The organism is Aestuariicoccus sp. MJ-SS9, from assembly GCF_032586235.1.
Lineage (GTDB): Bacteria > Pseudomonadota > Alphaproteobacteria > Rhodobacterales > Rhodobacteraceae > Aestuariicoccus.
In genome coordinates this window covers 47874-62081 of record NZ_JAWHTD010000007.1, presented here as the reverse complement: position 1 = coordinate 62081, position 14208 = coordinate 47874, and the positions used below count along the sequence as shown (strand labels likewise).

The 14208-nt window shown below is 67.2% G+C and carries 14 protein-coding genes; 6 read left to right on the top strand and 8 right to left on the bottom strand.

Going from position 1 to position 14208, the window contains the following annotated elements; translation table 11 throughout:
- The 5 genes from RXV88_RS07275 to RXV88_RS07255 are packed head-to-tail and all read left to right on the top strand — an operon-like array spanning position 1 to position 6257.
- Positions 1–633, top strand: a complete 633-nt coding sequence (locus RXV88_RS07275; RefSeq protein ID WP_316291559.1) for a DUF2460 domain-containing protein — start codon at positions 1–3, stop codon at positions 631–633.
- Positions 633–1520 carry a DUF2163 domain-containing protein gene (locus RXV88_RS07270; protein WP_316291558.1) on the top strand — a complete coding sequence of 296 codons (888 nt, stop codon included), beginning with the start codon at positions 633–635 and terminating at the stop codon, positions 1518–1520. Before RXV88_RS07275 ends, RXV88_RS07270 begins: the two co-directional genes overlap by 1 nt.
- Positions 1517–1957: an NlpC/P60 family protein gene (locus RXV88_RS07265; RefSeq protein WP_316291557.1), complete on the top strand. Its 441-nt coding sequence runs from the start codon at positions 1517–1519 to the stop codon at positions 1955–1957. Before RXV88_RS07270 ends, RXV88_RS07265 begins: the two co-directional genes overlap by 4 nt.
- On the top strand, positions 1957–5892 hold the full coding sequence (locus tag RXV88_RS07260) for a glycoside hydrolase TIM-barrel-like domain-containing protein (RefSeq protein WP_316291555.1): 3936 nt from the start codon (positions 1957–1959) through the stop codon (positions 5890–5892). The genes RXV88_RS07265 and RXV88_RS07260 overlap by 1 nt, the downstream gene beginning before the upstream one ends.
- On the top strand, positions 5889–6257 hold the full coding sequence (locus RXV88_RS07255; protein ID WP_316291554.1) for a hypothetical protein: 369 nt from the start codon (positions 5889–5891) through the stop codon (positions 6255–6257). Before RXV88_RS07260 ends, RXV88_RS07255 begins: the two co-directional genes overlap by 4 nt.
- On the opposite strand, the gene RXV88_RS07250 is transcribed toward RXV88_RS07255, so the two are convergent.
- On the bottom strand, positions 6164–6505 hold the full coding sequence (locus tag RXV88_RS07250; RefSeq protein ID WP_316291552.1) for a TraR/DksA family transcriptional regulator: 342 nt from the start codon (positions 6503–6505) through the stop codon (positions 6164–6166). The two genes, RXV88_RS07255 and RXV88_RS07250, sit on opposite strands and share 94 nt — an antisense overlap.
- Positions 6506–6589: 84 nt before the next feature.
- Between RXV88_RS07250 and cysE the strand changes: the two genes are divergently transcribed.
- Positions 6590–7402 carry a serine O-acetyltransferase gene (cysE, locus tag RXV88_RS07245; protein ID WP_316291550.1) on the top strand — a complete coding sequence of 271 codons (813 nt, stop codon included), beginning with the start codon at positions 6590–6592 and terminating at the stop codon, positions 7400–7402.
- 104 nt (positions 7403–7506) lie between these two features.
- On the opposite strand, the gene RXV88_RS07240 is transcribed toward cysE, so the two are convergent.
- From RXV88_RS07240 to RXV88_RS07210, 7 genes are all read right to left on the bottom strand, one after another.
- A complete protein-coding gene (locus RXV88_RS07240) occupies positions 7507–8391 on the bottom strand; it encodes a hypothetical protein (RefSeq protein WP_316291548.1) in 885 nt (294 codons plus the stop codon).
- Between the two features lie 121 nt (positions 8392–8512).
- Positions 8513–9802, bottom strand: a complete 1290-nt coding sequence (locus tag RXV88_RS07235; RefSeq protein WP_316291546.1) for a pyruvate dehydrogenase complex dihydrolipoamide acetyltransferase — start codon at positions 9800–9802, stop codon at positions 8513–8515.
- A complete protein-coding gene (locus tag RXV88_RS07230; protein WP_316291545.1) occupies positions 9793–10149 on the bottom strand; it encodes a hypothetical protein in 357 nt (118 codons plus the stop codon). The genes RXV88_RS07235 and RXV88_RS07230 overlap by 10 nt, the downstream gene beginning before the upstream one ends.
- Positions 10146–11507 carry a pyruvate dehydrogenase complex E1 component subunit beta gene (locus tag RXV88_RS07225; RefSeq protein WP_316291544.1) on the bottom strand — a complete coding sequence of 454 codons (1362 nt, stop codon included), beginning with the start codon at positions 11505–11507 and terminating at the stop codon, positions 10146–10148. The genes RXV88_RS07230 and RXV88_RS07225 overlap by 4 nt, the downstream gene beginning before the upstream one ends.
- Complete coding sequence (gene pdhA / locus RXV88_RS07220; RefSeq protein ID WP_316291542.1) at positions 11507–12508, bottom strand: pyruvate dehydrogenase (acetyl-transferring) E1 component subunit alpha; 1002 nt, start codon at positions 12506–12508, stop codon at positions 11507–11509. Before pdhA ends, RXV88_RS07225 begins: the two co-directional genes overlap by 1 nt.
- Before the next feature lie 71 nt (positions 12509–12579).
- Entirely contained in the window at positions 12580–12942 is a 363-nt protein-coding gene (locus tag RXV88_RS07215; RefSeq protein WP_316291540.1) for a TfoX/Sxy family protein, read from the bottom strand.
- A complete protein-coding gene (locus tag RXV88_RS07210; protein ID WP_316291538.1) occupies positions 12939–14132 on the bottom strand; it encodes a pyridoxal phosphate-dependent aminotransferase in 1194 nt (397 codons plus the stop codon). The genes RXV88_RS07215 and RXV88_RS07210 overlap by 4 nt, the downstream gene beginning before the upstream one ends.
- Positions 14133–14208: the final 76 nt, after the last annotated feature.

Sequence of the window (14208 nt, the reverse complement as noted above, 5' to 3'; positions counted from 1 at the left end):
ATGTCGTTTCACGAAGTCCGGTTTCCGGCAAATCTAAGCTTCGGGTCGGTCGGCGGGCCGGAGCGGCGCACCGACGTGGTCACGCTGTCGAGCGGTTTCGAAGAGCGCAACACGCCCTGGGCGCATTCGCGGCGGCGTTTCGACGCCGGGCTCGGCCTGCGGTCGCTCGACGATATCGAGGCGCTGATCGCGTTTTTCGAGGCGCGGGGCGGGCAGCTTTACGGGTTCCGCTGGAAGGATTGGTCGGATTACAAATCCTGCCGCCCGTCGCAGAGTGTCGGCTACGGCGACCAGGTGATCGCGCGCGGTGACGGTGCGACGCGCAGCTTTCAGCTGATCAAGACCTACCGGTCGGGCGCCCACGGCTATGCCCGCCCCATCACCAAGCCGGTCGCCGGGACGGTGCTGACGGCTGTGCAGGATGTCGAGCGCCGGGAGGGTGTGCATTTCGAGGTTGATGTGACCACCGGTGTGGTGACCTTCGAGGAGCCGCCCTTGCAGGGTGTCGAAATCAGCGCGGGGTTCGAGTTCGACGTGCCGGTGCGCTTCGACACCGGCCGCATCCAGACCAGCGTTGCCAGCTTTCAGGCCGGCGACGCGCCGGACGTGCCTGTGGTGGAGGTGCGGGTCTGATGGAGGGGACAACGGCGCTTCACGCGCATCTTGCCGGCGGGCTGACGCAGGTCGCGCTCTGCTGGGAAGTGACTCGCAAGGACGGCACGCGGTTCGGCTTTACCGATCACGACCGCGATCTGGCCTTTGACGGGCTGACCTTTCGCGCAGGCACCGGAATGTCGGCGATGGCGTTGCAGCAATCGACGGGCCTGTCGGTCGATAATACCGAGGCGATGGGCGCGCTGAGCGATGCCGCCATCACCGAAGAGGACATCGCCGCGGGCCGCTTCGACGAGGCCGAGGTGCTGTGCTGGATGGTGCATTGGGCCGATGTGTCGGCCCGCAAGATCGTCTTTCGCGGCACCATCGGCGAGTTCCGGCGCGGCGGCGGGGCGTTTCATGCCGAATTGCGCGGGCTGAGCGAGGCGCTGAATCGGCCTCTGGGCCGGGTCTATCAAAAGCCGTGCAGCGCGGTTCTGGGCGACAACGACTGCCGGTTTCAGTTCCAGACCCCCGGCTATGTCCATGTCGGCACGCTGGCCGCGGCGGAGGAGGGGCGGGTCTTCGACCTTGGCCCGGTGGGCGGCTTTGACGCGGAGTGGTTCCAGCGGGGCCGGCTGAAGATCCTGAGCGGCGCGGGCAAGGGGCTGAGCGGCGCGGTCAAGCGCGACCGGATCGGCGCGGACGGCCACCGGAGGATCGAACTTTGGGAGCCGCTGCGCGCCGAGGTGCTGGCGGGCGACGAGGTCAAGGTCTTTGCCGGCTGCGACAAGCGCTTTGCGACCTGCCGGCTGAAGTTCAACAATATCATAAACTTCCAGGGCTTCCCGGACATTCCCGAGGACGATTGGATCATGGTGCATCCGACCATGGCCAAGACCCGCGGCGGAGGCAGCCGCAGATGAGCGGTGCATGTGTGGTGGCGGTGGCCCGGTCCTGGACTGGCACGCCCTATGTGCATCAGGCCTCGGTCCTGGGGGCGGGCTGCGATTGCCTGGGGCTGTTGCGCGGCGTCTGGCGCGAGGCGCTTGGCGCCGAGCCCGAGGCGGTTCCCGCCTATACCCAGGACTGGGACGAACCGCAGGGGCAAGAGGTGCTTTGGGCCGCGGCCCGGCGTCATTTGCGGCCCAAGGACAAGAGCGCAGCCGCACCCGGTGACGTGCTGCTTTTCCGGATGCGCGACGGGGCGGTGGCCAAACATCTCGGGCTGCAGGCGCGGGTCGGGACGGACCCGAGCTTTGTGCATGCCTATAGCGGTCACGGGGTGATCGAAAGCGCGCTGACCGCGCCATGGGAACGCCGGCTTGCCGCGCGTTTCGCCTTTCCAACGGAGAACGACTGATGGCGACAATCCTTCTTTCAGCCGCGGGCGCGGCGCTTGGCAGTGCCATTAACGGGTCCGTTCTGGGGCTGTCGACGATGGCGGTGGGCCGGTTCATCGGCGCGAGCCTCGGACGGTCGCTGGATCAGCGGCTGATGGGGCAGGGGGCGGAGGCGATCGAGACCGGGCGGCTCGACCGGTTCCGGCTGACCGGTGCGGGCGAGGGCGCGCCGGTCGCCACGTCCTTTGGCCGGATGCGGCTGGGAGGGCACGTGATCTGGGCCACGGAATTCGAGGAACGGGTCAAGAAAAGCGGCGGCGGCGGCAAAGGCGCGCCGCCGCAGCCCGAGGTCAAGACCTACAGCTATTCGGTCAGCCTCGCGCTGGCGATCTGCGAGGGGGAGATCACCGGTGTCGGCAGGGTTTGGGCCGATGGCGCAGAGCTGCCGCTGAGCGATCTCAACATGCGGGTCTATACAGGCAGCCGCACCCAGCATCCCGATCCCAAGATCGAGGCGGTCGAGGGCACCGATATGGTGCCGGCCTATCGCGGCACAGCCTATGTGGTGATCGAGGATCTCGAGCTGGCGCGCTTCGGCAACCGCGTGCCGCAGTTCAGCTTCGAGGTCACGCGCCCGGCGCAGAATGCGCCCCAAGAGGTGCCTTTCGCCATAAGGGGCGTCGCGCTGATGCCGGGGACGGGGGAATATGCGCTGGCGACAGAGCCGGTGGCGATGGCCTTCGGCGACGATGCGACCGCGATCGCCAACGTCAATTCCCCTTCGGAAGAGCCGGACATCGTGACCTCGCTGCGCGCGCTGCGCGACGAGGTGCCCAATTGCGAGAGCGTGTCGCTGATCGTGAGCTGGTTCGGCGAAGATCTGCGCTGTGGCAGCTGCGGCATTCGCCCCAAGGTCGAGCAATCGGAATTCGACGGCAAGACGATGCCTTGGCAGGTGTCAGGTGTGACGCGCGCCACCGCCGGGGTCGTGCCGCTGGACGACGGCCGTCCGGTCTATGGCGGCACGCCGGCGGATCTGTCGGTGATCCAGGCGATCCGAAAGATGGCCGGGGACGGGCTGAAGGTGATGTATTACCCCTTCATCCTGATGGAGCAGATGGCGGGCAATAGCCTGGCCGACCCCTGGAGCGGCGCCGAAGGGCAGCCGCCGCTGCCCTGGCGCGGGCGCATCACGCTGTCCAAGGCCCCCGGGCGCGACGGCTCGCCCGACGGCACCGCCGCCGCGGATGCGGAAGTGGCGGCGTTCTTCGGCACGGCTTCGGCCGCGGATTTCACGCTGGAGGACGACGCGGTCGTCTATTCCGGCCCGGCGGAATTCTCATACCGCCGGTTCATCCTGCATCAGGCGGCGCTCTGCGCGGTGGCGGGCGGGGTCGATGCGTTCTGCATCGGGTCCGAGATGCGCGGGCTGACGCAGATCCGGGGCGCGAGCGGGTTTCCCGCGGTGGCGGCGCTGCGCGCGCTGGCGGTGGAGTGCCGGGCGCTGCTGGGGCCGGGGGTCAAGTTGGGTTATGCGGCGGATTGGTCGGAATATTTTGGCTATCACCCACAGGACGGATCGGGGGATGTGTATTTCCATCTTGACCCGCTCTGGGCGGATCCGCTGATCGATTTCGTGGGGATCGACATTTACATGCCCTTGTCCGACTGGCGCGATGGCGAGGGTCATGCGGATGCGGGTTGGGGGTCGATCTACGACGCGGGCTATCTGCGGGCTAACGTGGCGGGGGGCGAGGGATACGATTGGTATTACCCCGGACCCGACGCGCGGGACGCCCAGCGGCGCGAGCCGATCACCGACGGAGCCCATGACGAGCCCTGGGTCTTCCGTTACAAGGACATCCGTAGCTGGTGGTCCGAGCGTCACTATGAACGCAGCGGAGGCCAGCGGGCCGCGGCGCCCACGGAGTGGGTGCCGCAGTCGAAACCCGTCTGGTTCACCGAGCTGGGTTGCGCGGCCATCGACAAGGGCACGAACCAGCCCAACAAGTTCCTCGATCCGAAATCCTCGGAAAGCAAAACGCCATATTATTCAAGCGGTTTGCGGGATGAGTTGATCCAGAGCCGCTATCTGCACGCGATGCATTCCTATTGGGGAGAGGCCGCCAACAACCCGGTCTCGGAGGAATACGGCGGCCCCATGATCGACATGTCGCGCGCCTTTGTCTGGGCCTGGGACGCGCGGCCCTACCCGTGGTTCCCGGGCAACGAGAGTCTTTGGAGCGACGGGCCGAATTACCGCCGGGGCCATTGGATCACCGGGCGGGTGTCGGGGCAGACGCTGGCCTCGGTCGTGGCGGAGATCTGCGAAACCGCGGGGCTGAGCGACTATGACGTCAGCGCGTTGCATGGGTTCGTGCGTGGTTCGGTCGTGCCGCAGGTCACGGATGGGCGGCGGGCGCTTCAACCGCTGATGCTGGCCTACGGGTTCGACGCGATCGAGAGGGACGGCGCGCTGGTCTTTCGGATGCGCGACGGGCGCGCGCCGCTCGCGCTGGCAGCGTCGGAACTGGCGGTCGCCGAGGACATCGAGGGCGATATCGAAGAGACCCGCGGGGCCGAGGCGGAAATGGCGGGCCGTGTGCGCTTGCGCTTTCTTCTGGCCGATGCGGATCACCAGAACGCCGCCGAAGAGACGGTGCTGCCCGACGAGGCCACCCATGCGGTGGCCGAGACCGATCTGGCGCTGTCGATGACCCGCGCCGAGGGCCGGCTGACGCTGGAGCGCTGGCTGAGCGAGGCGCGGATCGCGCGCGACACCCTGCGCTTTGCCCTGCCGTTGTCGAAGCTGCCGGTGGGCGCGGGGGACATCGTGACCTTGCCCGCCCCGTCGGGCGCGACGCGGGCGCGGGTGGACCGGGTCGAGCTGACCACCCACCAGCTGGTCGAGGCGGTGCGGATCGCCCCGGACGTCTATGCGCCGTCGGATTTTCCCGACGATCCCGCGCCTTTGCGCCCTTTTGTGCCGGCGGTTCCGGTGCAGCCGCTGTTCCTTGACCTGCCGCTGATGCGCGGCGACGAGGTGCCGCACGCGCCATATCTGGCGCTGACGGCAAGGCCCTGGCCGGGCAGCGTCGCGGTTTACGATTCCGCGACCGACGCGGATTATGCCCTGAACGAGATCATCGCCGCGCGCTCGGTCGTCGGAGCGACCGAAACCGCGTTGTACGCGGCCCCGGCCGGGCGCGTGGATCGCGGTGCGGCGTTGCAGCTGCGGCTTTACTCCGGTCAGCTGCAATCGGTCAGCGACAACGCGCTTTTGTCCGGGGCCAACGTGCTGGCCATCGGCGATGGCAGCGCGGGAAACTGGGAGATCCTGCAATTTCGGGATGCCGAGATGATCTCGGAGGGGACCTGGCTTGTGTCGCACCGGCTGCGCGGGCAGTTCGGCACCGATGCGGTCATCCCCGAGGTCTGGCCCGCTGGCAGCAAGGCGGTCGTGCTGGATGGCACGCCGGTGCAGATCGCGCTGGCGGCCGGGCAGCGCAGGCAGGCGCGGCATTACCGGATCGGCCCGGCCAAGCGGGCGGTGGACGATCCGACCTATGTCTACGAGGTGCATGCCTTCGACGGCAACGGGTTGCGGCCCTATCGGCCGGCGCATCTGCGGGTCCAGAGCATCGCCAGCCCGTATTACGACAGCGACACGCCGGGGCTCGATGCTCTGGTCACCTGGATCCGGCGCACCCGTATCGACGGCGACGACTGGACCCTGACCGAGGTGCCGCTGGGCGAAGAGAGCGAGGCCTACCTGCTGCGCGTGAGCCAGAACGGCGTGCTGCGGCGAGAGGTCGAGCTGACGGCGCCGGTCTGGTTCTATTCGTCGAATATGCGCACCGCCGACGGGGTAGTGCCGGGCTATCAGATCGAAGTGGCGCAGGTGTCGGCGCGGTACGGCACCGGCCCCTTTGCCACGGTCACGGGCTACGTGTGAGGCCGGTGCTGATCGGCGATGTCACGGCGGCGGCCTGCGCGCTGCTGGCCGTGCCGCCCGCGCGGCGCACCGCGCTGGCGCGGCGGCTGATCGCCGAGGCGGAGGCAGCGCGGCGATATCAGGACGGCACGGGCCGCGCGCATCCCGACTGGGGCAACGGCACGCTGATGTCGGCGGCGCTGGCGCATCCGCGCAGGCCCGAGCCGCGGGCCGGCGAGCCGGACTTTCTCGAATGTCTGATGCTTGTTCTGGCGGCGCTGCGCGACCGCCGTCACCGTCCCGACGCGCAGCCCACGCAGCGCTGCAGCGACGGGTCGAGCGCCAGCCGCGCCTCGGCGATGTCGTCCCCGCAGTCGTCGCAATAGCCGAACTCGCCCTCCCGGATTCGATCCAGGGCCTGTAATAGCGCGCGTCGCTGCGCGTCGCGGCGCGCCTGCGTGGCCTTGGACATGGCCTGCGACAAGAGCGCGTCCTGCCGCGACAACCGCCCCACGGCCTGCTGGTCGAGCGTGACCACCGACTGGCCCTCGCGTCCCAGCGCGTCGTCGGCATCGAGATTGGCCAGCCTCTCTTCGATCAGCCGCCGGAACCGCGCGATCGCGGAATCCTCCATTTTTTGTGATCCCCGTCTTCAAGCATTGGCGTTTCCGTAACGCCAGACTATCTGCTAAGCTCCCGTGGTCAAAGGAGAGATGACATGGCACAGACACGCGCACAGATTGCCGCAGTCGACCCGGTATGGGCCCGCATCATCCGCGAGGCGGAGCAGGCCGTCGGCAACGAGCCGCTGCTGGGCGGCATGATCCATTATTCGGTGCTGCACCATCCGACCATCGAGCGGGCGCTGGGCTACCGGATTTCGCTCAAGCTGGCCAATGGCGAGATCAGCGAGCAGATCCTGCGCGAGATCTGCGACGAGGCTTACGCATCGGACCCCGAGCTGGCGCTGGCCGCCCGTGCCGACATCGTCGCGGTGTTCGAGCGCGATCCCGCCTGCCACCGTTTCCTGCAGCCGCTGCTCTTCTTCAAGGGGTTCCAGGCGGTTCAGGCCTATCGCATCGCCAACTGGCTCTGGCGCGAGGGGCGCACCGATCTGGCCTATCTCTTTCAGATGCGCTGCTCGGAGGTGTTCGGCGTCGACATTCACCCGGCCGCGCGGATCGGTCGGGGCATCATGATCGACCACGCCCATTCCATCGTGATCGGCGAGACGGCCGTGGTGGGCGACAACGTGTCGATGCTGCATTCGGTGACGCTCGGCGGGACCGGCAAGGAAGAGGAAGACCGTCACCCCAAGATCGGTGACGGCGTTCTGATCGGGGCCGGCGCCAAGGTGCTGGGCAACATCAAGGTGGGCAATTGCAGCCGCATCGCCGCGGGGTCGGTGGTGCTGGAGGAAGTGCCGCCCTGCAAGACGGTCGCCGGCGTGCCCGCGCGCATCGTCGGCGAGGCCGGCTGCCCGCAGCCTGCGGTCAGCATGGACCAGATCCTGCGCGGCGGGAAGATCTGACCGGGCGCGGGAGCCCCCGGTGTGACATGGCCATCGCGTGAGGACGTCAGCGGCGCTGGGCCGCTGACCCTCGACCGAATTGAAGCCTCCGATCGGGCGAATGGCTACTCTGTCTTCGCAGTCTTCGCGTCGATTTCCGAATTCGACATATAGACATCGAAGTCGAGCAAGATCGCCTCGGCCGATATCCGGTAGTACATCTTGTGTGCGAGCGTCCCAAGGACGACCGCACCGGCCAAACTGGCCAAGAGCGTGATACAGGTATTGGGCGCCGCGTCCTCCTGCAAGAGAACGACGACCAGTGTAACGACCCACAAAAGCACATATGCCGCGGCATAGCGCCCGTATAATTCCATATTGCCCACCTTCTCGGTCAGACCGGCGCTGCGATTGCGGTATCGGGCAAGGCCTTCGCGCCGGTCGTTCGAGACGACGACGTAGCGGTGCGCGTCCCGCAGGCTGGTTTCGTTCTGAGCGGTAAAGTCTTTGATGTTACGCTCGCCATAGTGCGCCTTGAGGCGCGCGCCCAGGTCCTGGGGGCATTGCCGCAGGATGGTGGTGATGCGGTTCGAAAAGAAGCTGTCGGGTCTGATCTGCCCGATGACGTAGAGGATCACCGACCCCAGCCAGCTGGTCAGGACGTGCAACAGAAAGACGATCACGCCGACAATGACGATGATGCTGGTCGAGGCGGTGACCGACTCTTTTAACGGGTCTTTCAGGAAATTGCAGTAGAGGCTGGCGACCGTCCGGCCGAGCAGGCCTTGTGACGAGTCCGGAATGCCCTCCTTGGGGCAGATGAGGGCCGGCTGTTCCTGGCCGGTGCCATCGGTCTGGGCGGGCGCGCGGGTTTCGAGCGTCGCACCGACCGTCGAGACGATCAGCGGGAAGGCCAGGGCGCAAATGAAGACGAAATTGAGAAGCGGGGTTCCGAAGAATTTCCAAAGCTCCGACAGAATGTTGTCGAAGGCATCCCAACTCGCGCGCATGACGTGGCTCCCAAGGCATTTCGAACAATGCCTTGGGGATATCACAAAATGCGCGAGCGTGAAACGGGTTGCGCAACCTTAGGCTTAGGGTTTGGCCCGGTGGTTGGACAGGCGGTCGGTTTCAGGCCAGCATGGCCATCGGGTTTTCCAGATGGTCGACAATGGCTTGCAGCACCTGCGCCCCGAGCGCGCCGTCGATGACCCGGTGATCGACGCTGAGCGTGACCGACATCACGGTCGCGACGCCCAAGCTGCCGTCGGGCGCGACCACCGGTTTCTTGACGCCCGCGCCGACCGCCAGGATGGCTCCGTGCGGCGGGTTGATCACCGCGTCGAAATTGTCGATCCCGAACATACCGAGGTTTGAGATGGCAAAGCTGCCGCCCTGGTATTCGTGCGGCGCGAGCTTGCGGTCGCGGGCGCGGGCGGCGAGATCCTTCATCTCGGCGCTGAGGGCGGAGAGCGATTTCTGATGCGCGTCCTTGAGCACGGGCGTGAAGAGGCCGCCCTCGATGGCCACGGCGACGGCCACGTCCGAGGGGGTTAGTTGAAGGATGCGGTCGCCGGCCCAGACGGCGTTGGCGGCGGGCACCTCTTGCAGGGCGAGGGCGCAGGCCTTGATGATGAAATCGTTGACGCTGAGCTTGACGCCGCGCTTTTCGAGCTGTCCGTTGAGCTGGGAGCGGAAGGCCAGCAGCGCGTCGAGCCGGATGTCGCGGCGCAGATAGAAATGCGGGATGGTCTGCTTGGCCTCGGTCAGCCGCGCGGCGATGGTCTTGCGCATGCCGTCGAGCGGGACCTCGGTATAGGCGCGGTCGGCGTAGAGTTTTGCGATGGTATCCGGGGACACGGGTGGCGGCGCGGCGGGGCGGGGCGCCTCATCCGCCCTTGCGGGCGTCTTCGGCGCGGCAGCGGCGGCCTCGACATCGGCCTTGACGATGCGCCCGCGCGGGCCGCTTCCAGCAATCTGAGCGAGATCGAGCCCTTTGTCCGCAGCGATGCGCCGGGCGAGGGGGGAGGCGAAGATGCGCTCGCCCCTGGCGTCACGCGATCCCGGGCTTGACCCGGGACCCCCTGCCGCGGGTGCGGGCGCCTGTTCGGGAGCGGGTTCGGGTTCGGGCGGTGTGCTGGCGGCGACTGTCGGGTCGGACAGGTCGTCGGCGTTTTCGCCGTTTTCCAGCAAGAGCGCGATGGGGGTGTTCACCTTGACGCCAGCACTGCCCTCGACCACCAGGATCTTGCCCATGACACCCTCGTCCACGGCCTCGAATTCCATCGTGGCCTTGTCGGTCTCGATCTCGGCGAGGACATCGCCGGAGCGGACGCTTTCGCCCTCTTTGATCAGCCATTTGGCCAGGGTGCCGTCCTCCATCGTGGGGCTGAGGGCGGGCATGAGGATTTCTATCGGCATGGCGGTGCCTCCTGGCGGCGCGCGTGTGTCTGGCGGGCGGAGCGAGGGGCCGGCCCCTCGCGCTCCCCGGGATATTTTGGGATCGATGAAGGGCTGGGCGCGTCGTCGAGCAGGGTGAGGATGTCGTAGGGCGGCTTGGGGGCGCGGCCCGCGCGGAGGGTCTCGACGGCGCGTGCCAGCGCAACGCGATGCGCGGCGATCCATTCATAGGCCTCCTGGTGGCTGGGCCGGTCGCCGGGGCGCAGCCCTTCCATCAGGCATTCGGGCACCAGCGCGCGGCCCGAATCGGTTTCGATGCGGTAGGCCTCGGCGGCGGCGTCGCGGCCCTGAACGGCGACGCGGCTCATCGGTAGGTGACCTGTTTCGCCGCCGCGATCACTTCGGCGGTGGTGACAAGCGCGTGTTTTTCCAGGTTCGCGGCATAGGGCATGGGCACGTCCTTGCCGGTGCAGTTGATCACCGGGGCGTCGAGATAATCGAAGGCCTCCTGCATCAGCACCGCCGAGATGTGGTTGCCGATGGCGCCCACCGGCCAGCCTTCCTCGACAGTGACGCAGCGGTTGGTTTTCTGGACGCTCGCGATCACCGTGGCGGTGTCCATCGGGCGCAGGGTGCGCAGGTCGATCACCTCGGCCTCGATCCCGTCTTCGGCAAGCTTTTCAGCGGCTTCCAGCGCATAGCTCATGCCGATGCCGAAGCTGACGATGGTGACGTCGCCGCCTTCGCGCCAGATGCGGGCCTTGCCGAACGGCACGGTGAAATCGTCGAGTTGGGGCACGTCGAAGCTGCGGCCGTAAAGGATCTCGTTTTCCAGGAAGATCACCGGGTTGGGATCGCGGATCGCGGATTTCAGCAGGCCCTTGGCGTCCGAGGCCGAATAGGGCATCGCCACCTTGAGGCCGGGGATATGCGCGTACCACGCCGCGTAATCCTGGCTGTGCTGGGCGCCGACGCGGGCCGCGGCGCCGTTGGGGCCGCGAAAGACCATCGGAGCGCCCATCTGACCGCCGGACATATAGAGCGTCTTGGCGGCGGAATTGATAATCTGGTCGATGGCTTGCATGGCGAAGTTGAACGTCATGAACTCGACGATCGGCCTGAGCCCACCAAAGGCCGCACCCACAGCGATGCCGGCAAAGCCATGTTCGGTGATCGGGGTGTCGATCACGCGTTTGGATTTGAACTCGTCCAAGAGCCCCTGGCTGATCTTGTAGGCGCCCTGGTATTCGGCCACCTCCTCGCCCATCAGGAAGACCGTGTCGTCGCGGCGCATCTCTTCTGCCATGGCGTCGCGCAGCGCCTCACGCACGGTCTGCTGTTTCAGCTTGGTGCCCTCGGGCCAGTCGGGGCCCGGGGCGGGCGTGGCGACCGGGCTGGCGGGGGCGGCGGCGACCGGTTCGGCCTGCGCGGCGGCGGGGGGGGCTGGCGCGGCGGCTTCCGGGGCCTGATCCGGCACCTCTTCGCCCTCTTCGACCAGCACCGCGATGGGGGTGTTCACCTTGACGTCGGCGGTGCCCTCGGCGACAAGGATCCTGCCCATGACGCCCTCGTCCACGGCCTCGAATTCCATCGTGGCCTTGTCGGTCTCGATCTCGGCGATCACATCGCCCGAGCGGACGGGATCGCCCTCCTTGACCAGCCATTTGGCCAGCGTGCCCTCTTCCATCGTGGGGCTGAGGGCGGGCATGAGGATTTCCGTGGCCATCAGACAGCCTCCTCTGCGTAGATATCCGTCCAGAGCTCGTCGAGCGCGGGTTCGGGGCTTTCCTTGGCGAAATCGGCGCTGGCGTTGACCACCGCCTTGATCTCTTTGTCGATGGCTTTCAGGTCGTCCTCGGTGGCGTGCTTGCCCTGCAGCAGCATGTCGCGCACGTGGTCGATGGGGTCGCGTTCCTCGCGCATTTTCTGCACCTCTTCGCGGGTGCGGTATTTCGCCGGGTCCGACATCGAGTGGCCGCGGTAGCGATAGGTGTTGATCTGCAGAATATAAGGCCCCTTGCCGGCGCGGCAGTGTTTCACCGCCGTGTCGCCCGCCTGTTTGACCGCCAGCACATCCATGCCGTCCACCGCCTCGCCGGGGATGCCGAAGGCGGCCCCGCGGGTGTAGAGATCGGGCGTCGAGGTCGAACGCGCCATGGCCGTGCCCATGGCGTATTGGTTGTTCTCGATCACGAAGACCACCGGCAGCTTCCAGAGTGAGGCCATGTTGAAGGTCTCGTAGACCTGGCCCTGGTTGGCAGCACCATCGCCGAAATAGGTGAAGGTCACGCGGCCGTTGTCCTGGTACTTGTCCGCAAAGGCGAGGCCCGCGCCCAGCGGCACCTGCGCCGCCACGATGCCGTGCCCGCCGTAGAAATGTTTCTCCTTGGAAAACATGTGCATCGAGCCGCCTTTGCCCTTGGAATAGCCGCCCTCGCGCCCGGTCAGTTCGGCCATGACGCCGTTGGGGTCCATCCCGCAGGCCAGCATGTGACCATGGTCGCGGTAGGAGGTGATGCGCTTGTCGCCTTCCTCGGCGGCGGCCTCGAGCCCGACGACGACCGCCTCCTGCCCGATGTAGAGGTGACAGAAGCCGCCGATCAGGCCCATGCCGTAAAGCTGGCCGGCCTTTTCTTCGAAGCGGCGGATCAGCAGCATGTCGCGGTAATATTTCCGCAGGTCGTCAGCCGAGACATTGGGTTTCGGGGTGGTCTTGCGGGCCGCCATCGGCACCTCCCTGCGGGAATTGTTTAGTGTTAAACGTTTAGCCGCAGGGTAATGCGCGACGGCGGGTCTTGTCAAAGGTCACGGGGGCGGGCGGGCGCGCGTTTCTCGATCACGCCGATGGCGTCCAGCGCGGCCTCGAAATCCGAGCGTTTCTTGTCGGCGCTGCCCGCGACCTCGGCCTTGAGCCGGTCGAAGGATTTGCGCAATTCGGCCTTTTCAGCGCCCTTGCAATCATTCCAGGGTCGCCCCTGCAACCCCATGTGCAGCACGTAATAGCCGATGAAATGCGCCTGCGTGCCGGTCAGCAGCAGGCGGCGGTAGGTCTCATGCGCGCCAAGCTCCCGCAGGGTTTCGGCATCGGGGATGCCGGCGCGGTGGCAGGCGGCCTCGACCGCGGGGCCGAGGTTGCGGATCGTGGTGATCGGGGTGCTCATACCGCGGGCGCGTGCGCAAGCGACGCGGCAAAGGCGCAGAGCGTGGTCAGCGCCGTCTCGAGCGCGGTGTCCTCGACCGTCAGCGCCACGCGGACATGGCCCGCCGCCGCCTGGCCAAAGCTTTCGCCGGGCATGACCGCGATCCGGTGCGCATCGAGCAGGGCGTTGGCGAAGGCCTCGCCGTCGAGGCCCGTGGCGCGGATGTCGAGCATGATGTACATCGCCCCCTGCGCCGGAATCGCGCGCACCACGTTCTGCCGGCCGATCACCGCCTGCGCCAGATCGCGGCGGCGGCGGAAGGGGGCGGCGACGGCGGCCTCGACGTCGTCGCCCTGGTTCAGCGCAAAAAGCGACGCGTCCTGGATATAACCGGGCACGCCATAGGTGGTGTTGGTGGCCAGATCGACCAGCCCGTCGATAGCCGGGACAGGGCCGCAGATCCAGCCAATGCGGCTGCCGGTCATGGCGTGGCTTTTCGACATCGACCCGATCACCAGCGTGCGCTCGGCCATGCCGGGCAGGGCGCGCGGGCTCAGATGCGCGCCCTCCCAGACCTGGGTGTCATAGACCTCGTCCGAGATCAGCCACAGATCGCGCGCCTCTGCCACCTGCGCCAATGCGGCGAGCGTGGCGCGCGGATAGACCGCGCCTGTGGGGTTGTTAGGCGTGTTGATCAGCAGCGACCGGGCCTGCGTCTGGCCCGCCAGCGCGTCCACATCGGAGGCCTCGGGCAGGAACCCGGCATCGGCCCGGGTGATCACCGCGCGGGGCACCGCGCCTGCGCTGCGGATCGAACCGGGGTAGGTGGCGTAATAGGGGTCGACGTAAAGTGCTGTTTCGCCCGGATCGCAGGCCAGCATATGCGCGGCGAAAAGCGCGGCCTGCCCGCCAGGGGTGATCAGGATGTTGTCGCGCGTGGTCGGAACGCCGGTGCGCGCGGCGATCCGCGCGGCCACCGCGTCGCGCAGGCCGGGCGTGCCGGGCACCATCGCATAGCCGGTGTGCCCGCCACGCGCGGCGGCGTGCATCGCGTCGAGGATTCGCGCATCGGTGCCGGTGTCGTGCTCGCCGATGGTCAGCTCGGTCACCCGCTCGCCCGCCGCCACCATCGCGCGGGCGCGATAGAAGACGTCCCAGCCGTCGGACCCGCCGGCATTGATCGAGGTGACGCGCGTGGAGAGCTGGGGCATGACGGCTCCTGTCGGGTTCGAACTGCGTCGCTTGTGGCAGAGAGCGCGGGTGGCTGGCAAGCCCGTCTGGTCTTCG